Here is a 21,400-nt window from a genome sequence, read left to right as displayed (position 1 = left end):
TCAGTCCATGCCGATCAGCTGTGCAGCGTCCGGCAGCGGGAGCACACCGGCCACCGAACAGGCGATGAGTCCGACCACGAGGACGGGAATGATGAGCCGGATCAGTCCCTGCCTGCGACTGTCGTGGTGGTCGTGCAGTTCGACGGTGCGGCCGTGCATTCCCAGACCGCTCTGTTCGAGCACCTCATGGCGCTGTTCGACGTCGATGAGCATCGAGGTGAACAGGCCGGTGACGATGCCGGGCAGCAGTCGCATCCGCACCCGCCAGCGTTCCGTCGCCCAGCCTCGTGCCTTTCGAGCTTCAATGATGTTGCGGGTCCGGGCCCCGATGAGGGGGATGAGTCCGATCGCGGAGGCACACACGTAGGCGAGAGCATCAGGCAGTCGGAGTCTGCGCAGACCGTCGAAGAGTCTGGCGGAGTCAGTGCCGAGTCCGAAGAGGGCACACAGTCCGATGAGTGCAGTCACGCGCAGCCAGATCTGGACGGCGATGCTCAGGCCCTCGACGCTCAAGTGTGCGGGTCCGGCCTCCCAGAGGACGTGCGCGTTCGCGCCGGGATAGAACAATCCCTGCACGATGATGAGCACGAGCAGCGTCGGCAGACACAGCACGCCGACACCGAGGGCCCACGACCGCCGGCCCACCGCTGGGGACGAGGCGACCGTGATCACTGTGGCGACGATGACGGCGGCTGGCACCACGGGCGAGGGGATTCCGAAGACGAGCAGCAGGCTGCACAAAAGGATGACGATCTCGGTCGCCGGGTGCAGCCGCTGACCGTCGCGACCGGCAGTGTCGTCGGCAGCGCAGTGTCCGGGTTCGACTCGGTCGGCCCCGGAATGCCCGGTGGTGTTTCCGCTGGCGCCGGTCTCGGTGCCGGTGGTGGTCATTCCGCCGCAGGAGTCGACTCGACCGGCGCGTCCGCCGGAGGCGTCGAACCGGAGCGCACTGCCTTCGGGCGGCTGAATGCGGCGAACGGGTAGCGTCCGATGATGCGCTTGGGCAGGGACCGGATGACGACGTAGGCCAGGGCGAAGATGAGCGCCTTGTCGATGATGTCGGAGAACATGCTCTGCGCGAAGGTCGCGTTGAACATCTCGAGCCCCGCGGCCTGGAGTATCGCCACCACTCCCCCTGTTCCGGCACCGAGCCCGCCGCCGAACACATATGCGGCGACCGGGGCGCCGATGGCTCCGGCGGGGACTCCGGCGACTGCGCCGACGATGACGGCAGTCCAGGGGGTGCGGAAGATGCCGAGGCGGGCGGCCCATCCGGCGGCGGCGCCGATGAAGGCGGCCCCGGAGCTGAAGGCGATGACGCTGGGGCTCAGCGTCACTCCCCAGATGAGGTTCGAGATGATCCCGGTGAAGGCACCGGCGGCGGGGCCGGCCAGGACGCCGATCATCACGGTGCCGATGGAGTCGAGGTAGAGCGGGACCGGGGTGTAGTTGCCGATGATCTGCCCGATGATGATGTTCAGCGCGATGGCGACGGGGATGAGCGCGAGGACGCGGCGAGGAATGAGCGGAAGGGTGCCGGCGGCCAGGAGGATTCCGCCGAGCAGGTAGCCGAGCATCACCCACAGGGTGGTGTGGCCGAGGTCGATGCCGAGGTTGGCAGGCTGTGTCAGGAGCACCGCGAGGTAGGTGCCGATGACGACGAGGGTTCCGAGGAGGGTCAGAGTCAGGGGAAGTGCAGTTCTGCGACTTTGTCCGGGACCGACCGTGGAGGTGGTCGGCCCCTGCCCAGACTGTGGGGAGGGTGCGGTCATGAGTATGGTCCTTTCATCAGTGTGGAGCTGAGGTGGTCTAAGAAGGCCGGGGCGTCGATCGCGCGGATGATCTCGGCGTTGACGGGTCGGTCCCACCGACCGAGCCAGTCGGCGACGGTTTCGCCTCGTGTGAGTGTACCCGTGAGTTCGACGTCAACGGGTGCGAACAGAGTCCGTGCCCAGGGCAGCAGGCCCGCAGATCCTCTCACCGGCGCCGAGGCGGCCGACGGGTCGGCGTCGACCGTGGGCTTCGCCTCGATGCTGGTGACCGCAGGCGCCGGCCCGTCCGAGGAAGACGTGTTCTGGCGTGCCCAGGCGAGTGCGCAGGCGAGGACGAAGGGATCGTGGATGTGAGCGAGATAGCCGAGTCCGTCGGATTCGTGGAATTCGAAGTAGAACCGCAGCGCCTCGGCCAACTGGGTGAGCATCCGCTGCCACCCGGCAGAGGTGCCCACTGCCCCACCGAGGATGTCACTGAGTCGGTCAGACGTCATCTCGACGGCTTCGGTGGCTTCGATCGGCGCGATGACCGGTAGGTGGGTGAGCTGGCCCTGCGCATGCGCTTCACCGAAGGCGGCGAGCGCCCGGGCCGCGGATTCCGGGTCGAAGGTGACGTTCCACTCGGTCGTCGGCTGGGTGTTGCCGCGATAGTTGAAGGCTCCTCCCATGATGAAGAGACGTTTGAGCAGTCGCGGCAGTTCGGGTTCGATTTCCAGGGCGAGCGCGAGGTTCGTCGATGGTCCGATGACGATACCGATGAGCCGGCCCGGGTGGGCGTGTGCCGCATCCACCCACGCTTGGGCTGCCGATACCGAGTTCGCGGGACGCGTCGGTGCGGGCAGTTCGGCGTAGCCGGCGCCGGTGGCACCGTGGGTGAGATCGGCGTATTCGGGTCCGCTGACGGAACCGGCAGAGGATGAGGTGGTCGCACCGTCACGAGCAGCATCATCTTCGGCATCGTCGTCGGTCTGCTGCCAGGCCAGTGGCAGTTCGTGTCCAGAGTGAACGGGAATATCGGTCCGTCCGGCCAGGTCGAGCCAGCCGCGGGTATTCGCCACGACCTGCGCGGTGGGCACGTTGCCGCCCGAGGCTGCGATGCCGACGATCTCGACGTCGTCCTGACAGCACAGGTACGCGAGGGCGAGCGCATCGTCGATGCCCGGGTCGCAGTCGAGGAAGAGCGGAAGAGTCGGCGTCATAGTTCCATTCTGCCGGACGTTTCAGGTCACCACCGTCGGAGTCGGGTCCAGTTTCCGCAAGCTTGGGTCGATCCCCGCCTCACCAGTCGGCAGCACAGGTACAGAGTCGTCGAGGGAGGTTCACTGATCCCGAATCGTTCTCGCAGTTCATCGAGGTCCTCACTGCCGAGACGCGTGCCGATGAGTTCACCGAACGGCATACTGGTGATCCACGGCCGGTCGACGAGTACGAAGGCGTTGAGGAACATCTCGCAGTCGCAGCAGCATGCACCCATTCTGCTGAGTCGTTCGAGCATCGCCGTAGCACGTGGTGCTGTTCTATCGCGGAAGCTTTCGGCGAAACGGTGAGTTCCGTTGCAGCCGAATTCACTGAGCTGGCGGTTGACATAGCAGACCAGGCATTCGCCTGGCCGCGGGGCGAGGATGGCTGCGGATGCTGAATCGATGATCGTTCTGACGTCTGTGTCAATCGTGTTCTTGTCCATGACCACACACTGCCAGGAGGCACTGACATGAAACCGCCCTCTTCATCCCGGATTCTCGATTGTCGTCCTATTGATGCAGGTCACGCGGGCAGGTCAGTACTCGTCGTAGAATCGCAGGCATGGGCATCCTCGTCATCGGTGAGTCACTCATCGACATCGTCAGCACCGCCGGCAACCGTGATCGGTACTCCCCGGGCGGCGCCCCGGCGAATGTCGCGCTCGGATTGGGCCGCCTCGGCGATGAGGTCGAGTTCCTCACTGATGTCGGCGATGATTTCCACGGCGGGTTCCTCCTCGCCCATCTGCGGAGATCACGGGTCGACGTCCTCGCTCGACCGACAGGAGCGACGTCGACGGCGCTCGCGCGACTGGCCGCAGACGGCTCCGCCGACTACGACTTCCGCCTGCGGTGGGACCCCGACGACTCGCTGGTGACAGACGATGAGCGGTCGGTGCTGCATTTCGGATCGATCGCCGCGTTCCTCCAGCCCGGCGCGGCCGCGGTGGATCGGCTGCTCGAGCGGGCCGCCTCGGCGACCGGAACGGCGCCCCGCTCCCCTCTCGTCACCTTCGATCCGAACATTCGGCCCTCGATCATCGGCACTCACGCCGAGGCGCTGCACCGTTTCGAGGAGTTGGCCGCACGGGTCGACGTCGTCAAACTCAGTGACGCCGATGCCGATTGGCTCTACCCCGATCTCGACGTCGCCGCTCAGACCGAACGCATCCTTGACTTCGGCGCGGGAATGGTCGCGATGACTCGCGGTGGGGATGGGGCGATCGTGGCGACCACCTCGGCGCAGGCGGAGGTGGAAGCGGTGCACGTCGATGTGCGGGACACGATCGGAGCCGGAGATACGTTCATGGTCTCGCTCATCCACGAACTGCACGCGAACGCGACCGAGGTGAGCACCCTCGGAGAATCCGACCTCATGCGCCTGGCCGAACGTGCGGTCAGGCTCGCCGCGGTCACGGTCGGCCGCGAGGGCGCCGACCTGCCCTGGGCGGAGGACCTCACGCGCTGAGGTGGTCTCCGAGCTGGCGCAGGCAGATGTCATGGCCGTTGCGGTGGCCGTCGATCATTCCCTGCCCGACGAAGGAGACGACCTGGTCGACGAGTTCGACCCGGGTGCCGCTCGCGGTGGCTGTGAAGGTCCAGGTGATGATCGCGGTCGACAGGATCTGTCCGTCGCGGGTCAGCGTCTCGGTGGTCACGAGCCAGCGTTCATCTTCAACGGCGCAGTACTGCCCCGCGGACACGAATTCCAATGCTCCCGGTGTTCCGCAGCGCGCACGAATCGAGCCGCCGGGCCGAAACTCGTCGACATCACAGATCATCGCCTCGCCTTCGGGAACACCCCACCGCACTCGCTGGTCGACATCGGCAAAGGCCTTCCACACCGCTGAAGTGGGGTGCTCGATGTCGGCACCGAGGCTGATCGTCGCGGTCACCGGCGCACCCTGAACGGAAGATGCGTCACTCACCGAAGAACACCACCTGATTTCCATCCGGGTCGCTGACCGGGAGGATGCGCTGTCCGCCGCCGGGGCTCGGCTCGTCGTGGTCGATTCCGACCGCTCGCAGATGCTCGGCCATTGTGTCGAGGTCGTCCACGTTGATGACCACATTGGAGCCTCCGGCTCGCTGCGGGTCTTGCCAGATCTGGACGCCGAACTTCTCGTCGAAGCACCATTGGGCCAGCCCCGCCATCGGCTTGCCATCCGGCCGCCTTTCGAAGAGTCGGGAATACCACTCGGTAGCTTCCTCTTCGTTGGTGACAACGATATTGGCCATGAGTCCTGTGAACATGATCGCTCCTTCGAGATCAGCCTTGAGAACGAGTGATTGCATTTTGCAATCACTTATTCCATGGAAGCACACATCGCCCCCGAGGACAAGAGCGATGTTCGACTCAGCCGCCAGCGATCTCCGCCTCGTAGGCGGCCTGCAGTCGCTCTGAGGAACGCGGAGCATCAGGGTTCGGGCGAGGCACGCCGAGGTGGGCCTCCCGGAGCTCATCCATGAGGCCATCCACGAGCTGCGGATCTTCTGCCATGAGGCGGGAGCGGATCGTCAACTCCCGAGAGGTCTCCCGGTGGGTCATCCCCCAGGTCCCGAGAGCGACCATGACCGGCAGAGTCTGGATCCCAGCCTCGGTGAGGGAGTATTCGGCACGCTGCCCGCGTGCGGCGTCCGCCCTTGTCAGCAGCCCTTCGTCGATGAGCTTCTTCAGACGACTGGCGAGCATGTTCGAGGCTATGCCCTCATTGTTGAGGGTGAGCAGCTCGCGGAAGTGCCGGCGGTTGCCGAAGATGATGTCGCGCAGGACGATGAGCGACCAATTGTCGCCGAGGACTTCGACAGCGGCATTGATCGCACATCCCGAGCGCGGCTGCGCAGGCATCGATCCACCTCCAGTGATTGCATTCTGAAACTACTTAATCTTACACTTGGTGCACTTCTCGGGAACCGACGCTATCCATCCGACAGCAGACATCAGCCGAACCATCACATTGGAGTGCTCATGGCCAAAGCCTGTGTCAACAACCTCTTCGTCTCCCTCGACGGCTTCGCTGCCGGCGAGTTCGTCACCTTCGACCAGCCGATCGGTGAAGCGCAGGCGCTGTTCTCCTACTTCGACGGCCGCGGGATCGAGGGCGTGAATCATGTCGACGCGCCGGTGACCGCAGATCGCGCATTGTTCGCCATGTGGGGTCAGGGCAACGGTGCCGAGATCATGGGGCGAAAGAAGTTCGGACCGCAGTCGGGGCCATGGCCCGATGACGGGTGGCGCGGCTGGTGGGGTGAGGAACCGCCCTTCAAGACCCCGTGTTTCGTACTCACCCACCATGCGCGGGAGCCGATGGAGTTCGACAACGGCACGAGCTTCCATTTCATCGACGCCTCCCCCGCCGAGGCTCTCGCCGAGGCGACTGCAGCTGCCGACGGACTCAACGTCCGCATCGGCGGCGGACCCTCGACGGTCAGACAGTTCCTCGCGGACGGCCTCGTCGACTTCCTGCACCTCGTCGTCGTGCCGGTCGCCCTGGGCCGGGGCGTCTCGCTCTGGGAGGGCCTCGATGGGGTGGAGAAGGATTTCGCGATCGAGTCCGTGACCACCGCGAGCGGTCTGACCCACCAATTGTGGAATCGCCGAGGCTGAGCGTCCCCAGGTCCCGGCAGGCCGATCATCGTTGGCGGCCGGTCGTCACTGCCGGCCGGTCGTCACCGGCAGCCAGTGCCGGTACGACAGACCGATGGCCCGTCGTTCCTTCCGGAGCGACGGGCCATCGGGTTCGTGAGCCTTCAAGCCTGCGGGCATTCGTGCCCGCGTGACGATCCAGGTCAGCTGATCGCCTCGGCGATGGGGGTCTGACCGTCGTAGAAGTTCACCGTCTCGCGCACCGCTGCCGATTCGGAGACCACGTGGGTGATGACGTCGGCGACGAGTTCGCGTGAGGTCACGCGCACATCATCGGCCGGCTTCTGTCCGTCGAGGTCACCCGCGGCATCGGCGATGAGGACCTTGCCGCTCGAGGGTTCGAGGGTGAGGCCGCCGGGGCCGAGGATCGTGTAATCGAGCGAGCTTGCGCGCAGATGCTCATCGGCACCGTGCTTGGCCTGCACGTAGGGGTAGAAGGAGCTCTCCGGGTCGACGCGGTCGGAGTCGACGGAAGCACTGGCGTAGGAGACCAGGACGAAGCGCTTGACCCCGGCCTGTTCGGCGGCGTCGACGGAGCGCTTGGCCGCGTCGAGGTCGACTGCCTTCGTCCGTTCTGGGTTGCCTCCGCCGGCTCCGGCAGAGAAGACGACCGCTTCGGCCCCGGAGAACAGGTCGGCGAGCGCCTGCGTGTCCGCGGTTTCGATGTCGAGGACGACCGGGTTGGCCGCAGCGGCTTCGACATCGGCCGACTGATCGGGATTGCGGATCACGGAGTCCACAGTGAAGCCGGCGGCGTTGAGCTTGGGCGCGGCCAGGAGGGCGATCTTCCCATGGCCGCCGAGAATGACAACACGAGCTGAATCAGACATATCTTCCTCTGCTGTTGGTGATGTTTGGTGGTCAGCATAGCGATCTGTCGGCCACGATTATTCCGTCGCGTCTGCTGACAGTCGGATCGCAGTGCTCGTCAGACGGAGTCGACCCCGCATTACACTCGGGTCATGAGCAGAGTACTCGTCGCCGGAGCCACCGGGTATCTCGGACGCCATGTCGTTGCCGAACTGTCCCGGCGAGGACATCGGGTGCGTGCGATCGTCCGTCATCGATCCCGCGCAGAGGCTCCCGGAGCCTGCTCGGCTCCTCCCCTGTCCGGCTCAGTGGACGAATGGGCAGTCGGCGACGTCACCGATGCGAGTTTCACCCGCGACATCGCAGATGGAGTCGACGAAGTGATTTCGGCTCTCGGGGTGACTCGGCAGAAGGCCGACCCCTGGGAGATCGACAACCGTGCGAACCTCGCCGTCCTCGATTCGGCACTGCGGTTCGCGGTCCGCTCGTTCACGTATGTCGGTGTGCTTCATGGGGACCGGTGTCCTGCCCGCCTGACTCGAGCGAAGACGACGTTCGCGCAGACGCTCACGGCCTCGCCGATGTCGGAGCGGATCATCAATCCGACAGGCTATTTCTCGGACATGCTCGACGTGCTCGCTCTGGCACGAAGGGGTCTCGTTCCCCTGTTGCGACCGCATGGCCGGATCAACCCTATCCACGGAGCCGATCTCGCTCGCTTCTGCGTCGACCGTATGGAGGGAAGCGACGCGGGAAGCTGGGATGTCGGCGGACCGCAGTCCCTCACATGGCGGGACGTCGCGCTGACTGCGTTCGAGGCAGCAGGTCGGCATCCGCGCATCCTTCACGTGCCCGAACGGATCGCCGCCCCTGCACTGCGCGCGGTTGGCCTCTTCAGCCCACGGACGGCCGATCTCGGGGAGTTCGCCGTGTGGGGCATGGTCCACGACGCAATCGCCCCTGCGACAGGCACCCGGAGGTTGGCGGACTTCTTCGCCGAGCGCACCGGCTGAGGCCTTCTGCCTGTTCCCGAACAGGGGTTCGATGAGTCCTCGCTTCTACGTTTCGGTGTCCGCTCACTGCGCTTCCGCTGCGAGCCTCTTCGGGTCCTCAGCCGAGTGCTCCGCCGGGTAGGCTGACGGTTATGCCCGAGGACCTCTCGCCCGCCACTGTGCTGCGCCGGTTGGAGCGCGGACAATCCGTGATCATTCCCTCGTCGACCCGGCACATCGTCCTCACGCTGATCCTCGCGCTCGTCATCGGGGTCGGGCTGCTCATCGCCTTCGTCTGGATCGTCGCCGCCACGATCAGCGAGGGCCGCAGCTGGTGGCTCGTCATTGCCAACCTGCGCATGTGGGTCTTCGTCGTAGGCATCATCGGCTGCCTCGTCGTGGCTCCGATCGGCGTGGTGCTGCGACTGCGTCGCCGTGAGGCACTCGTCGTCTCCCCTGCGGGTGTCGCCCTCGCCAGGCGCGGGCGGGTCGTGCCCGGAACCCTTCTGCCGTGGCATGACATGAAGGCGATCGTGTACGAGCGCGCCGCCTCCCGAGGTCCGAAGGTTCTGGGCCTACATCCTCACCGAGGAGGCGACCCGGCGGCTGCGCGGGCGCGGCCTCAATCCGCGCTGGATGGTCCGCACCGGTTTCGTGCTCAGCCACCGCCGTCTCCATCCGATTCTGGCGGCTGCCCATGCGCGCTTCTCAGCTCGTCCCTATGGACACTGGTAGGTCCACACACCGCGGTGCTCTACCGTTGAGTTCATGATCCGACGCCTCATCGCCCGCGCCTTCTGGACCTTCAGCCGGTGGAGACTCGTCACCGAGCCCGCCCCGAACCGTCCGACCGTGCTCATCGGGGCTCCGCATACGTCCAATTGGGACTTCGTCATCATGCTCGCCATCGCGTGGAGTCTTCGTGTCGAGGTGCACTGGCTGGGCAAGGATTCACTGTTCACAGGCTGGCGAGGCCCGATCATGCGCAGTCTCGGCGGAATCCCGGTCGATCGGTCCGACCCCAGCAGAATCGTCGCCGAGGTGGTCGACCGTGTCCGCGCCAGCGAGGTCTTCGGCCTCGTCATCACCCCCGACGGCACCCGCGGCGGGCACACGCACTGGAAATCCGGTTTCCACCGCATCGCCGTGCAGACCGGGATTCCGGTCACCATGGGATACCTCGACACCGCGACCCGGACGACGGGACTGGGACCGACCATCGAGATGACCGGAGACATCGCTGAGGACATGGACCGGATCCGCGAATTCTACGCCGACAAGCGCGGTATTCGACCGCACCTGCAGATCACGCCGAGGCTGCGCGAAGAGGACGTCGCAGGTGACGGTCGCGAAGGCGGCTCGGAGCCGAACTGAGATGAACGGTGATGTGCGCGTCCCCGCGGGGCCGGGGATCCCGACCGGTCTGGTCATCCCCGCTGGCGAACTGAGCGAACAGTTCTCCCGTTCCTCCGGCCCAGGCGGGCAGCACGTCAACACTGCCGACTCCCGAGTGCAGCTGAGCCTGGATCTGGCGAGCGCGTCCTTCCTCACCGAAACCCAGCGCGAACGGGCGCTCAGTGTTCTGGCACCGAGGCTGACGGGCACCGTACTCACGGTGACCTCCGAGTCGCAGCGATCCCAGCTGAAGAACCGTCAGGACGCCAGAATCCGATTGGCTGGGCTGCTGCGGGAGGCCCTGGCACCGCCGACGCCCAGGCGAGCGACGACGCCCTCACGGAACTCCCGTCGCCGCCGAGTCCGGACCGAACAGCGCAGATCCGAGATCAAACGCAACCGGCGCAGACCGCGCCCGGACTGATCTGTCCGTGACAGGACCGGATTCCGTGACAGGACCGATGTCGAAGAGCAGAATGGGCGACATGAACAGTATCGAGCTCCTCACCGACCTGGCACAGCGTCCCCTGCAGGCAGCCACCGCTCTCCCCCGGCTGACCTCCGATCAGCTCAACGACCACCTCGGCGGTCATCCGAATTCGGTGGCATGGCTGCTGTGGCACAGCGGCCGAGAGATCGACGTCCAACTCTCCGACCTCACCGGTCGCCCACAGCAGTGGGAGGACTTCCGGGAGCAGTTCGATCTCGGCAAGCCCGGTGACGGCATCGGCCTCGGTCACACTCCCGAGGAGGCCACGCAGATCCGGGTCGACGACCAACAGATATTGATCGACTACCTCGAGGCGACGCTGAACGCGTTCACCGACTATGCCGCCACATTGTCGGAGGCCGACCTCGGCGAAGTCATCGATGAGAACTGGACACCCGTGGTCACACGCGGAGCGCGGATGGTCTCGATCGTCGACGATGCCATCCAGCATGTCGGGCAGGCGGCGTTCGTCGCCGGGGCCGAGGCCTGACCGTCCTGTCTGTCGGCACGGTCAGGGACGGCGGAAGTGCGTGACCTCGCCGAGGCTGCCTATTCCGGCCGCACGATAGGTCGCCACCGCTGGGGCGTTCGATGACGGCGTGGCTGCGGTGACGCTGGAGGGGCGCCCATCGCCCGCAGCGGCACCGGAGGGACCGGGTCGGCCAACTCCCGACGCAACTGAGTTCACGGTTCGTCGGTCGTCCACCCCGCGTCGGCGAGGGTGTCCGGCAGATCGGTCACCTCGCGTTCGCTCAGCCATTCGACCATGGCGCGGGCCGTCTCGGTGGCATATCCCTGCCGCTGCCGGTCGGGGGCGACGGTGAGTGACGGTGCCCGTGTTCTCACCTGCGGTCATGGTCTCAGTTCCCAGCGGCTGCGGTGTCTCGGTCGCCGACGGCTCGGGTGACGAAGTCCACGACCTCGGCCTCCGCCTCGGCACGTGTGGTCGGCTCGTTGTGCACTTCATGGCGGACTCCGGCGAAGACACGGGTGCGCACGTCATCGTGGCCGGTGGCTCGGAGTCGGTTCGCGACGTGATACGCCCCTTCGCCGAAATTGGCGACGGGATCCTGGTCGCCTGCGAGGATGAGCACGGGGAGGTCGGCAGGCACCGTCTCATACCAAGATGCGTCGTTGACTTCGTCGTAGAGGTCGACGAAGCCTTTGAGGAATCGTGCGCTCATCGGGGCGCCGAAGTTATTGAAGGGGTCGCTGCCGTGATCGGCCACGACCGCCTCGTCGAGGGCGACCCACGCGGTGGGACCGGCGTCGGGTCCGTACCGGTCGAGGAATCCGTCGAAGAGCTGTCCGACGAGATGCTCGGAGGCGGGCTCCTGCCGGGCCCCGCCCGTAGCCGCGCGCGTGAGTTCCTCGCGGTCGATGGTTTCGTCGATGCCCCGCATCTGTGCCGCGATGCCGCACAGAGCGAGCCCGGCGAGGTCGGATGCCGGGTCGGAGGCCATGGCGCGTGCGATCATCGAGCCCCAGCTGTGGCCGAACACGACATAAGGCAGGTCCGGGAGGATCTCGCCAGTGCTGCGCTGCAGTATCAGTTCGTCGTCGACGACCACGCGGGCCGCCTCGTCGCCGGCATCCGCCCAGATTCCCGACTGCATGGCAGTGCGCCCATGCCCGGCGTGATCACCTGCGACGACGGCGAACCCGGAATCGAGCAACGTCGTGATGAGGTGGAAGTAGCGCCGGGAGTGCTCACCGAGGCCGTGGATGAGGTGGACGACGCCACGAGGCTCGACGGTGGGAGTGTGGAGCCAGGAATGGATCGTGTCACGGTCATTGCTTGAGGTGAAGTCGATTTCGTACAGCGCCAAGTCCGGACTCCTCTGTCAGTTCCTGTGTCTGCACCACGATACGGGGCAGGTCAACCGATCGGTGAGATGCAGATCACCCTACCGCGGGACTCCGATCCTGATCCCCTGACACGGCCCTCCACGGTGCACAGCAGTAGGAGTGAATGCGCGTCGCAGTGCGTCCGTGCTCATCGCTGCGCACTCGAGAGCAATCAGGCATATTCTGAGGCTATGCCAGTCGAACCCGTGTCATTCACCGATGTCTCCACCGAGGGACTTGAGTCCTCCCCCGCCGCTGGCGCGCTCGCCGGTCTGCGTGCCAACGAAGCACGCTATTTCTCCAACAAGTACAAGCACACGTTTTCGGTCGCCCCTGCCGCGGAGGCTCCGGAGGCTCTCGCCTGGGTGGAGGAGATACTTCAGTCCGAGCGCGAGATCGTCCCGACGTCTCCGGCTCTCGAAGTCAGCGTCAACGATGTGGACGGCATCTTCTGGGTCCATGTCTTCTACGAGTCCGGGCTCGCTGTCAACGTGCTGTGGACACGGGAGGATTCCGGGAAGCGTGCGGTCGGCTTCAAACTCTCCGCCGGGATGGAGGTGCCGCCGGAGCTCTCGGCGTTCAAATTCGCCAGGCAGAAGTCGAAGCTCGCCGGTGAGATCCGCGGCTCGTACTTCGTCATCAAGGGTGAGCACCCGTTGCCGTAGGACTCATGCTGACAGGCCGCTCCAGCGCAGGGGTCAGGCTTTGAGAACGTAGCGCAGGGTTTCGACGACCTGGTCGGTTGTCGTACACCAGGCCTTGGCTTCGGCGTCGACTTCCTTGAGCGGATGGACGATGTCGGCATCATGCAGAGTGACATACGGCGTGCCGAGAGCGGCGCAATAGCCCGCGTCGAAGGCGGCGTTCCACTGCTTGTACTTGTCGCCGAAACGCACCACCACCATGTCCGCCTTCTCGATCAGGGTGCGGGTGCGGATGGCATTGACTTTCGCCGACTGGTGATCGCGCCAGAATGAGCTGTCGTTCTCGCCGAGGTGGTCGCCGGCGGCATCGCTGGCCGGGTGGTCGGTCACCGGGGCGCTGAACTCGATGTCCAGTCCGGCGGCCTCGGCACCGCGCTGGATCTCATCGCGCCAATCGGTGTGGATCTCACCGGACAGATAGACATTGAATCTCATGATCGAAGTCTCCTGACTCGAATGCGGTTGGAACCGGAATGTCCCTCGGGCTCCACCATAGCCAATCGGTGTTTGTCAGTGTTGTTCTTCAACTTCCCGCATACCGTGAAGCGAATTTCGGCGCGGCTCCCGGCCTCGGCGGGTCAGCGGAAGCGTTCGGACAGGTAAGCTTCTGCGATGCTCAGGTGTCCCTGGCTGCCGAGCGAGTTCTTCGACTTCTGCGTGTAGGCATGATTGGCGAGTGGAATCCGCACGGTCTGGACGTCGGCTCCACGGCTTCGGGCTGCATCAGCCCAGGCAAGTTGGTCGGCCGGGGCGATGACGTCATCGCGCATTGCGGTCATCATGAGCATCGGGGGCGCGGATGAGTTGAGGTGAGTGGTGGAATTCACTGCCTCATAGCGTTCCGGATATTTCTTCGGAGTGCCACCCGTGTAGCTGATCGCAAACACGCGCGTGCCGACACCCGCCCCCGGGCCGACGGGAGCGTTCTCATAGAGCCCCGTCACGTCGAAAGCGGGGTAGTCTGCAATGACTGCTGCCGGAGCCGGAACTTTCCCACCACACGACGACTCGGCGTCGCCATGCGCAGCGGCGCCTGCGGTGTTGGCGGCCATATTGCTGCCGGAGCTCTCTCCCCAGAATGCCAGACGGCCCATGTCGGCACCGAGCTCACTCGCGTGAGTGTGAATCCAGCTCGCTGCACAGGCAACCTGCGAAGGCGCCTTCTGCCAGGTCGCGTTGTCAGGGGTTGCGAGTTCATATTCGACCGACACCACCAGGTAGCCGCGATCAGCGAGTTCGCGGAGTTCCGAACTCGAACCGTTCGCCTCGCCCGCGATCCAGCCGCCACCGTGAACGTACATGATCGTCGGCGCGAAGCCGCTCACTCCCTCCGGCTCGTAGATCGATACGGAAAGGTCATCGCCTGAACCGGTCGTGTCGTATATTTCCTGTCGGTCGGGCGTCGCCCCGTCGATGGCGGACAGCCCGAACGTCGCAGTTAACAGGTTCACCGAGCCGCCGGCGGAGACGACAGCGCCGATGAGGACGACGATGACCGCGGTATTCGCAACCGCGCCGACCCCACCGAGCACTGTTGCGACCGTTCCGGTGGGTCGACGGCCCCTGCGCACAGCAACGATTCCGACGACAAGCACGATCAGCCCCGCCAGAGCCACGAGCGGTGCCACGGTCGGGGCGAACCGAGCAGCGAACGAGCTGAGCGAGCCTATCCCGGGAATGAGCGAAGCGAGCCCGAAGATCGCAGAAAGCGCGCCCAGTACGAGCGCGAGGACGAGGACCACGGTCAGACCTGTCCTGGCGACGCCCCGTATCACCGAGTGCTGTGACGATCTCGTGCTGTCTGTCATCTTCGGTCCTCGACTCTCGATCTTTCAGGTTGGTTTTCCACCTGCACCAGACCTCATCGCTGCGGTCACTTGCTGACGCCGGGGGCCACTCTAACGCAGGCCGCTTGCCGCGACCTTGGTGTTTCGGGTGCGACCAAGATGATGCCCCGACAATTGCAGTGGGCAGAGTACCTGAAAGACCACCGTTGGTGAACGAGGAACCAGAAGCGACGAACGGAGCATTTCACGGCGGTCGACTCGGCGAGCAACGCCGCACGCGACAGCGAGAGGGCAGTCGGCGAATCCGGCGGAGTCGACTCGAGCCGACCGACTGCCAGGACAGCGTCGTGATCACGAGCAAAGGCTTCTGCTCCGGACCCCTTTCCACCGATACGGGAAGACGCTCATCCCACGTCCGACCGCGACGCACACAGACATCGAAAACCTCAGAACGTCAACGACGACCGCGAGATCCGCCTCCATCGACTGCGCACCCGTAGGGCCCAGTCGAACCTCACTGGATGGCGGCTCTGACCGAACATTGCCTGCCGATCGAGTGAGTTCACGCGACTCGCAGCGGCGTGATCGCCGCAACCTTCTCGCGCAGCACGCGCCGCTCGAGCCGCAGTTCGTAGTTCGACTGCAGGTTCATCCAGAACTCCTCAGATGTCCCGAAGTAGCGCGCCAGACGGATCGCCGTGTCCGCAGTGATACCGCGCTTCCGATGCACTATCTCGTTGATCCGCCGCGGCGGCACCCCGATGGCCACGGCCAGTTTGTTCTGCGTGATCCCAAAGCCCTCGATGAAGTCCTCCATCAGGATTTCTCCCGGGTGGATGGGCTCTATCAGATCGTCCTCAGTGGTAGTCGATGAGTTCGACAACTTCCGCACCTCCATCTCTCCAGACGAAACAGAGACGCCATTGTGCGTTGACGCGGATACTGTGCTGCCCGCGTCGGTCGCCGACCAACCGGTCCAGACGATTCCCCGGCGGGACCCGGAGGTCCTCGACATCCTTCGCCGCATGGATCAGCTCGAGCTTCCGCATAGTCGTCCGCTGCACGGTCCGGTCGACGCGCTTGACGTACTGCTCATGCCAGATGCGCTCGGCATCTTTGTCGCCGAACGATCTGATCATACGAGCATTCTATAACGCACTCCGTCATTAACGCTAGACGTTAAACCGGAACTCCATCGCGCTCCGTAACCGAATGATCTATGAGTTCAACAACCCATCTCGGTAAACATGGCCTTGCACGAGCATCTGCCGCTGAGGCTGACAGGTTCACTGCGGGAGTGCACCCACGGCGAAATCGCTCGTTCTCGCAACCCAGCAGGCGTTCACCTCGGCCAAGACGGAGCGACCCGAAGCGATGGATGCCTCGCCCGTCTGCCAGACGCCCAATTGGGCGCGGACAGACACACCGATCCACCCAGGCGGTTGACGTTGTCAACCTAGGTTCCGTAGACTTACGTCGAGTTGTCTCGAGCAGGGAGAAGCGATGTCCACGATCCTCATCACCGGCGGGCATTCCGGGATCGGCTTGGCCGCCGTCCGGAACCTAGCGCGCCTTGGCCACGACCTCATCCTGGCCGGCCGCTCCGTGACACGCATGCAGCCCGTACGGGACGAGATCGCCGCCTCCCACGGAATAGACGTCTCCATGATTGAGGTCGATATGTCCTCTCTCGCTTCGGTACGGACCGTCCCCGAACAGCTCGCCACCCTCTCCGACACCGGGACGCTGCAGGAGCTGGACGCCCTCGTGTGCAATGCCGGAGGACGCTTCGACGGCGAGATCACCTACAGCCCCGAGGGCTACGAGATGACCTTCGCGACCAACTACCTGGGCAACGTGTTGCTCATCGATCTGCTCACACCCTTCCTGGCCGAGCACGGTCGGATCATCATCACCGCCAGCGGAACCCATGATCGGGATTCCACCGACGGGAAGATGGTCGGTGCCGCCGTCGAACCTGATGCGTTTGCCCTCGCATACTCGGGCCGGGACGGACGCACTCCCCTCAGCGCCGGAAAGCGGTACTCGACCTCCAAGCTCTGCACGATCATGCACATCTACGAGCTGGACCGGCGGCTGCGTCAGCAGGGATCGACCGTCCACGCCATCGCCTACGACCCAGGCCTCGTCCCCGGAACAGGATTCCTCCGCGACATGCCGAAGATCGTCAGGCGCATCTCCCGGACGGCGCTGGTCACTCGGCTCTCCAGCGCCTTCGGAGGCATCGTATCCGACGTCGAGTTCTCCGGGCGTTCCCTCGCCGCCCTCGCCGTCGAGCCACAGTTCGCAGAGCGCACCGGAGAGTACTTTCAGGCCAACCTCGGTGCGCTCACCGCCGTGAGGTCGGCACACCAGAGTTATGACAGGCCGCTGGCCCGCGCCCTCTGGGATGACGCGCATCGACTCGTCGAGACCGGCGAGGCATCTGCGACGGAAACGACGACTCGGTGAGCACCGCCCGGCTGCTCGTCTCCGCCGCGGCGGACCTCCTGGACGAGGGCGGGGACGCTGCCATGACGCTTCGAGCCGTCGCCTCGCGGGTCGGTGTCTCCCACAACGCGCCGTACAAGCACTTTGAGAGCCGACGAAGCTTGTTGTGTGCCGTCGCCCGGCAGGACGTCGCCGCCATCTGGACACGATGGCGGCAGCTGCTCGATGTCGAGAAGGACCCGATCGATCGAATCCTCGACGCGCTCGACGTGGTGATCGCGTTCAGCCAAGAACATCCTGCCCGCTATCGACTCCTATTCGGCATGCCCGACGCCCTGGCTGCCGACGACACCCTCACCGAGGCGATCGAGGGGGCGCTCGGGACCTTCGCTCAGATCGTCAGGTCGGCGCGGACCGCGGGGCGCTTACCGGACACCTCAAGCCACGACCTCGCGATCCTGCTGTTCGCCTCGACACACGGCCTGATCGACGCTCAGGCAGGCGGCCGGCTGGAGAGCAGTTCCGGCTGGGACGGAGTAGAGACCGGTGTCCAGATCCTGTTGCGGACGATGACCCGCGACTGAGATCCGCTGCCGAGCGCAGGGAGGTCGTGGAGACTTCGCGCGCGAACAGGGCGCGGTCGTCATGCAGACGTTCCGCCCGAGCGCGAAGACGACCCCTGTCATTGCTGAGCATCGATCACGTGCTGACGTTCGCTCTAGAGGACACTGCGAGGAATCAATGCCAGCAGCACCGTCTCACCGCCCAGGGCCACCCGCAGAGTCCGCGTGCTCGATGGAGTCACACATTGAACCGGAACTCCACGACATCTCCGTCGACCATGACGTAGTCCTTGCCTTCCATCCGGACCTTGCCCGCGGCCTTCGCCGCCGCCATCGACCCGTTGGCGTCGAGATCCTCGAAGGACACGACCTCGGCCTTGATGAAGCCCTTCTGGAAGTCGGTATGGATGACTCCGGCCGCCTCGGGGGCGGTGGCTCCCTTCGGAATCGTCCACGCACGGGACTCCTTGGGACCGGCGGTCAGATAGGTCTGAAGGCCCAGGGTGTCGAAACCGACGCGAGCCAGCTTGTCCAGACCGGCCTCGTCCTGGCCGGTGGATTCCAGCATCTCGAGAGCTTCCTCCGCGTCGAGCTCGGCGAGCTCCGACTCGAACTTCGCGTCGAGGAAGATCGCTTCGACGGGCGCCACCAGGGCACGCATCTCGTCTTTCTTCGCCTCATCGGCCAGAACATCGTCGTCGACATTGAAGACATAGAGGAACGGCTTGACGGTCATCAGCTGCAGCTCACGGAGGTTGCTGACGTCGAACTTGTCCGCCTGCATCGCCTGGTACAGGGTCTTTCCACCCTCGAGCACCTCGGTGGCGGCATCGATCGCGGTCAGCTGCTCGGCCGGGGCGCGCTTGCCCTTGACTTCCTTCTCGATCCGCGGCCGTGCCTTCTCCAGGGTCTGCAGGTCGGCGAGGATGAGTTCGGTGTTGATTGTGTCGATGTCGTCGGCCGGGCTGATCTTGCCGTCGACGTGGACGACGTCGTCGTCGACGAATCCGCGGATCACCTGGCAGATCGCGTCGGCCTCACGGATGTTGGCGAGGAACTGGTTGCCCAAGCCTTCACCCTCGGACGCGCCGCGCACGATGCCGGCAATATCAACGAAGTCGACCGTGGCATTGAGGATGCGCTCCGAGGAGAAGATCTCCGACAGACGGCCCAGCCTGGCATCAGGCAGAGGCACAACGCCGACGTTGGGTTCGATCGTTGCGAACGGGTAGTTCGCCGCGAGAACTTGGTTCTTGGTCAGTGCGTTAAACATGGTCGACTTGCCGACGTTGGGCAGTCCCACGATTCCAATAGTCAAAGCCACGGTAGCTAAGTCTAGCCGTCGCCGAGGTGGTCGCAGAATTCTCGTGTCAGTGCCCTCTGTCACCCTGTAACCATGAATGCTTTCCCCGCCTCCGGTGTCATCATCGCCTTCGTCGTGGCAATCATCCTCGCCGCCGCCCTCGGATTCCTCCTCGGCCGCTCACTCACTCGTTCCCGTTACCTCGAGAGACTCACCCGCGCCGAGACCACGTCCCGCATTCTGTCGGAACGGACGGAGGACCTCGAAGCAGATGCCCAGATGGCCGGTGAGATCACCGCTGCCATCGGCCCGTTGGCCGCAAGTGTGAAGAATCTGCAGGAGAACCTCCACGCCCAGGACCGGACTCAGATCGAGCAGATCACCCGCCTGAACTCACAGATCGGTCACCTCAGCCAGCAGAACCTGCGTCTCCAGGAATCCACTGGATCCCTGGCCAATGCCCTGAATTCGACCACTCACCGAGGCGACTGGGGCGAAGTGCAGCTGCGACGCATCGTCGAATATGCGGGACTCCTCCCGCACGTCGATTTCGACACCCAGGTCAGCAGCGACCGTGATGGGAAACGGCATCGCCCCGATATGGTCGTGCACCTGCCCGGTGGCGGAACCATCGTCATCGATGCGAAGACTCCGCTGTCGGCGCGGATGGGCAGCTCGGATTCGGACTCGGAGGCAACGAAGGGCTCGGATGCTCAGGATCATGCCCGGGCGCTGCTGCGCCACGTCGATGCGCTGGCATCGAAGGAGTACTGGAAGGCCTTCGAGTCCTCCCCTGACTTCGTCGTCTGCTTCGTGCCCACCGACGGACTGCTGTCTTCGGCGGCGGCGACGTACCCGAAGATGATCGATCATGCCTTGGGCAAGAACGTCGTCCTCGCTTCCCCTGCCACCCTGTTGGTCCTGCTCAAGACGGTGGCGCTCAACTGGCGCCAGGCCGACATGTCCACCTCGGCGAGTGAAGTGCTCCGCCTCGGCACGGAGCTCTACGAACGCATCGGCACGCTGGTCACGCACGTGTCGCGAATGGGTGCCAGCCTCGATCGCTCCGTCGACGATTACAACCGGTTCGTCTCGTCGCTGGAGTCACGCTTCCTCGTGACCGCCCGAAAGTTCCCGTCGACGGGAATCGTCGCCGACGAGCTCGACGCCGTCGCCGAACTCGATGCTCGCACCCGCGGAGTCAGCGCCGAGGAACTCACTCGCCCGCAGACCAATCGATTCGATGAACGCCGACCCACCGACCTGCGGAATCGGCACACGGGAACGAGCTGAGGATCAGCATCCCGGCTGCGGGGAGGCCAGGGCTGCTCAGCCGAGCTTGCGCAGCTCCTTCGGCAGGGAGAACATGAGATCCTCCTCGGCGGTGACGACCTCGTCGACGTCCTCGAAACCATAATCGGCCAGCAGAGCCAACACGTCCTGAACGAGGTTCTCCGGAACGCTCGCTCCCGAGGTGACGCCGACGGAGGCGACATCATGGAACCAGGTCTCGTCGATCTCGCGGGCGAAGTCGACGCGATGGGCCGCCTTCGCCCCGTGTTCGAGGGCGACTTCGACCAGACGCACAGAGTTCGAGGAGTTCGCCGAACCGACGACGAGTACGAGATCAGCCTCAGGAGCGATCTTCTTCACCGCTACCTGCCGGTTCTGAGTGGCGTAGCAGATGTCATCGCTCGGCGGGTCCTGCAGCTGAGGAAAGCGTTGACGCAGAATGTTCACGGTGGCCATCGTCTCGTCGACACTCAGCGTGGTCTGGGAGATCCACACGAGCTTCTCGGACTCAAGCACCTCGACGGTGCGTGCCTCCTCAGGATTCTGGACCAAGGTGATCTGCTCGGGCGCCTCTCCCATCGTGCCTTCGACCTCCTCATGGCCGGCATGGCCGACCAACAGGATTCGGAAGTCGTCCCGTGCGAAGCGGATCGCCTCCTTATGCACCTTCGTCACCAGCGGACACGTCGCATCGATCGTGGCAAGCGACCTGTCGGCCGCCTCGGCATGGACGGTCGGTGAGACCCCGTGGGCGGAGAACACGACTCGTGCCCCTTCCGGCACCTCGGTCGTGTCGTCGACGAAGACTGCACCCTGTTCGGACAGTGTCTCGACGACGTGCCGATTGTGCACGATCTCCTTGCGCACATAGATCGGGGCACCGAAGTGTTCGATGGCGCGTTCGACGGCGATGACGGCACGATCAACCCCGGCGCAGTAGCCGCGCGGAGCGGCCAGCATTACTCTCTGCCGCCCGCCGTCGGGGGCGCGGATCTCACTGCGCGGCAGTCGTCGGCGCGGAATCGTCGGTGTGGGAACGGTGACAGCACTCACCCGACCAGTCTAAGCCGGGCGCATCAACAGGACCTACGCACAGCGATGTGGG

At 64.8% G+C, this 21,400-nt stretch carries 27 protein-coding genes; 11 read left to right on the top strand and 16 right to left on the bottom strand.

From position 1 onward, the window contains the following. Genes J9314_RS07690 through J9314_RS07675 form a run of 4 tightly spaced genes read right to left on the bottom strand, consistent with a single transcriptional unit; the run spans nt 1 to nt 3,456 of the window. Complete coding sequence (locus J9314_RS07690) at nt 1–891, bottom strand: energy-coupling factor transporter transmembrane component T family protein (protein ID WP_210605199.1); 891 nt, start codon at nt 889–891, stop codon at nt 1–3. Then, nucleotides 888–1,772: a histidine kinase gene (locus J9314_RS07685; protein WP_246490668.1), complete on the bottom strand. Its 885-nt coding sequence runs from the start codon at nt 1,770–1,772 to the stop codon at nt 888–890. Before J9314_RS07685 ends, J9314_RS07690 begins: the two co-directional genes overlap by 4 nt. After that, entirely contained in the window at nt 1,769–2,971 is a 1,203-nt protein-coding gene (locus J9314_RS07680) for a nucleoside hydrolase (protein ID WP_210605198.1), read from the bottom strand. The genes J9314_RS07685 and J9314_RS07680 overlap by 4 nt, the downstream gene beginning before the upstream one ends. 26 nt (nt 2,972–2,997) lie before the next feature. Then, nucleotides 2,998–3,456, bottom strand: a complete 459-nt coding sequence (locus tag J9314_RS07675) for a DUF2695 domain-containing protein (RefSeq protein ID WP_210605197.1) — start codon at nt 3,454–3,456, stop codon at nt 2,998–3,000. 119 nt (nt 3,457–3,575) lie between these two features. Here J9314_RS07675 and J9314_RS07670 point away from each other — a divergent pair, with 119 nt between their 5' ends. Continuing rightward, nucleotides 3,576–4,481 (top strand): carbohydrate kinase family protein, encoded by a 906-nt coding sequence (locus J9314_RS07670; protein WP_210605196.1) that lies wholly within the window; start codon nt 3,576–3,578, stop codon nt 4,479–4,481. Here the strand turns inward: J9314_RS07670 and J9314_RS07665 are convergent. The 3 genes from J9314_RS07665 to J9314_RS07655 all read right to left on the bottom strand — a co-directional run bounded on the left by J9314_RS07665 (nt 4,471) and on the right by J9314_RS07655 (nt 5,861). Next, nucleotides 4,471–4,941: an SRPBCC domain-containing protein gene (locus tag J9314_RS07665; RefSeq protein ID WP_210605195.1), complete on the bottom strand. Its 471-nt coding sequence runs from the start codon at nt 4,939–4,941 to the stop codon at nt 4,471–4,473. The genes J9314_RS07670 and J9314_RS07665 overlap by 11 nt on opposite strands. Next, nucleotides 4,934–5,266, bottom strand: coding sequence for a VOC family protein (locus J9314_RS07660; protein WP_210605194.1), 333 nt, complete (start codon nt 5,264–5,266; stop codon nt 4,934–4,936). Before J9314_RS07660 ends, J9314_RS07665 begins: the two co-directional genes overlap by 8 nt. A gap of 103 nt (nt 5,267–5,369) precedes the next feature. Then, nucleotides 5,370–5,861: a winged helix-turn-helix transcriptional regulator gene (locus J9314_RS07655; RefSeq protein ID WP_210605193.1), complete on the bottom strand. Its 492-nt coding sequence runs from the start codon at nt 5,859–5,861 to the stop codon at nt 5,370–5,372. Between the two features lie 120 nt (nt 5,862–5,981). Between J9314_RS07655 and J9314_RS07650 the strand changes: the two genes are divergently transcribed. After that, the gene (locus J9314_RS07650; RefSeq protein WP_181275666.1) at nt 5,982–6,620 is read left to right on the top strand and encodes a dihydrofolate reductase family protein; all 639 of its coding nucleotides are present in this window, start codon (nt 5,982–5,984) and stop codon (nt 6,618–6,620) included. A gap of 182 nt (nt 6,621–6,802) precedes the next feature. On the opposite strand, the gene J9314_RS07645 is transcribed toward J9314_RS07650, so the two are convergent. Continuing rightward, nucleotides 6,803–7,489 carry an SDR family oxidoreductase gene (locus J9314_RS07645; protein ID WP_210605192.1) on the bottom strand — a complete coding sequence of 229 codons (687 nt, stop codon included), beginning with the start codon at nt 7,487–7,489 and terminating at the stop codon, nt 6,803–6,805. 132 nt (nt 7,490–7,621) lie between these two features. Between J9314_RS07645 and J9314_RS07640 the strand changes: the two genes are divergently transcribed. The 5 genes from J9314_RS07640 to J9314_RS07620 all read left to right on the top strand — a co-directional run bounded on the left by J9314_RS07640 (nt 7,622) and on the right by J9314_RS07620 (nt 10,836). Then, nucleotides 7,622–8,482 (top strand): NAD(P)H-binding protein, encoded by an 861-nt coding sequence (locus tag J9314_RS07640; protein WP_210605191.1) that lies wholly within the window; start codon nt 7,622–7,624, stop codon nt 8,480–8,482. Between the two features lie 131 nt (nt 8,483–8,613). After that, complete coding sequence (locus tag J9314_RS07635) at nt 8,614–9,225, top strand: hypothetical protein (protein ID WP_210605190.1); 612 nt, start codon at nt 8,614–8,616, stop codon at nt 9,223–9,225. 4 nt (nt 9,226–9,229) lie between these two features. Beyond that, nucleotides 9,230–9,835, top strand: coding sequence for a 1-acyl-sn-glycerol-3-phosphate acyltransferase (locus J9314_RS07630; RefSeq protein WP_210605189.1), 606 nt, complete (start codon nt 9,230–9,232; stop codon nt 9,833–9,835). A gap of 1 nt (nt 9,836) precedes the next feature. Beyond that, nucleotides 9,837–10,280: an alternative ribosome rescue aminoacyl-tRNA hydrolase ArfB gene (gene arfB / locus J9314_RS07625; protein WP_210605188.1), complete on the top strand. Its 444-nt coding sequence runs from the start codon at nt 9,837–9,839 to the stop codon at nt 10,278–10,280. A 61-nt stretch (nt 10,281–10,341) separates the two neighbouring features. Then, nucleotides 10,342–10,836 carry a DinB family protein gene (locus J9314_RS07620; protein WP_210605187.1) on the top strand — a complete coding sequence of 165 codons (495 nt, stop codon included), beginning with the start codon at nt 10,342–10,344 and terminating at the stop codon, nt 10,834–10,836. 194 nt (nt 10,837–11,030) lie between these two features. Here the strand turns inward: J9314_RS07620 and J9314_RS07615 are convergent, their stop codons facing one another. Together J9314_RS07615 and J9314_RS07610 are read right to left on the bottom strand one after the other, a co-directional pair. Continuing rightward, complete coding sequence (locus J9314_RS07615; protein WP_210605186.1) at nt 11,031–11,192, bottom strand: hypothetical protein; 162 nt, start codon at nt 11,190–11,192, stop codon at nt 11,031–11,033. A gap of 14 nt (nt 11,193–11,206) precedes the next feature. Further along, on the bottom strand, nt 11,207–12,175 hold the full coding sequence (locus J9314_RS07610) for an alpha/beta fold hydrolase (protein WP_210605185.1): 969 nt from the start codon (nt 12,173–12,175) through the stop codon (nt 11,207–11,209). 210 nt (nt 12,176–12,385) lie between these two features. Between J9314_RS07610 and J9314_RS07605 the strand changes: the two genes are divergently transcribed. Continuing rightward, nucleotides 12,386–12,859, top strand: coding sequence for a phage tail protein (locus J9314_RS07605; protein ID WP_210605184.1), 474 nt, complete (start codon nt 12,386–12,388; stop codon nt 12,857–12,859). Nucleotides 12,860–12,892: 33 nt separating this feature from the next. On the opposite strand, the gene J9314_RS07600 is transcribed toward J9314_RS07605, so the two are convergent. The 4 genes from J9314_RS07600 to J9314_RS07585 form a co-directional block, all read right to left on the bottom strand. Then, entirely contained in the window at nt 12,893–13,333 is a 441-nt protein-coding gene (locus tag J9314_RS07600; RefSeq protein ID WP_210605183.1) for a YtoQ family protein, read from the bottom strand. 143 nt (nt 13,334–13,476) lie between these two features. After that, entirely contained in the window at nt 13,477–14,706 is a 1,230-nt protein-coding gene (locus tag J9314_RS07595) for an alpha/beta hydrolase (RefSeq protein ID WP_210605182.1), read from the bottom strand. A gap of 541 nt (nt 14,707–15,247) precedes the next feature. Beyond that, on the bottom strand, nt 15,248–15,583 hold the full coding sequence (locus J9314_RS07590; protein WP_425514178.1) for a HigA family addiction module antitoxin: 336 nt from the start codon (nt 15,581–15,583) through the stop codon (nt 15,248–15,250). Then, nucleotides 15,543–15,824, bottom strand: coding sequence for a type II toxin-antitoxin system RelE/ParE family toxin (locus J9314_RS07585; RefSeq protein WP_210605180.1), 282 nt, complete (start codon nt 15,822–15,824; stop codon nt 15,543–15,545). Before J9314_RS07585 ends, J9314_RS07590 begins: the two co-directional genes overlap by 41 nt. Nucleotides 15,825–16,188: 364 nt before the next feature. Here J9314_RS07585 and J9314_RS07580 point away from each other — a divergent pair, with 364 nt between their 5' ends. Both J9314_RS07580 and J9314_RS07575 read left to right on the top strand, forming a co-directional pair. After that, entirely contained in the window at nt 16,189–17,157 is a 969-nt protein-coding gene (locus J9314_RS07580) for an SDR family NAD(P)-dependent oxidoreductase (RefSeq protein WP_210605179.1), read from the top strand. Then, the gene (locus J9314_RS07575; RefSeq protein ID WP_210605178.1) at nt 17,154–17,720 is read left to right on the top strand and encodes a TetR/AcrR family transcriptional regulator; all 567 of its coding nucleotides are present in this window, start codon (nt 17,154–17,156) and stop codon (nt 17,718–17,720) included. The genes J9314_RS07580 and J9314_RS07575 overlap by 4 nt, the downstream gene beginning before the upstream one ends. Nucleotides 17,721–17,937: 217 nt before the next feature. On the opposite strand, the gene ychF is transcribed toward J9314_RS07575, so the two are convergent. Next, nucleotides 17,938–19,023, bottom strand: a complete 1,086-nt coding sequence (ychF, locus tag J9314_RS07570) for a redox-regulated ATPase YchF (protein WP_210605177.1) — start codon at nt 19,021–19,023, stop codon at nt 17,938–17,940. Nucleotides 19,024–19,095: 72 nt separating this feature from the next. On the opposite strand from ychF, the gene J9314_RS07565 reads away from it, so the two are divergent. Beyond that, nucleotides 19,096–20,295, top strand: coding sequence for a DNA recombination protein RmuC (locus J9314_RS07565; protein ID WP_210605176.1), 1,200 nt, complete (start codon nt 19,096–19,098; stop codon nt 20,293–20,295). A gap of 36 nt (nt 20,296–20,331) precedes the next feature. On the opposite strand, the gene J9314_RS07560 is transcribed toward J9314_RS07565, so the two are convergent. Further along, nucleotides 20,332–21,348, bottom strand: a complete 1,017-nt coding sequence (locus J9314_RS07560; RefSeq protein WP_210605175.1) for a 4-hydroxy-3-methylbut-2-enyl diphosphate reductase — start codon at nt 21,346–21,348, stop codon at nt 20,332–20,334. Nucleotides 21,349–21,400: the final 52 nt, after the last annotated feature.

The organism is Brevibacterium oceani (assembly GCF_017948325.1).
GTDB classification, from domain to species: domain Bacteria; phylum Actinomycetota; class Actinomycetes; order Actinomycetales; family Brevibacteriaceae; genus Brevibacterium; species Brevibacterium oceani.
This window is presented reverse-complemented; position numbering and strand designations above follow the sequence as displayed.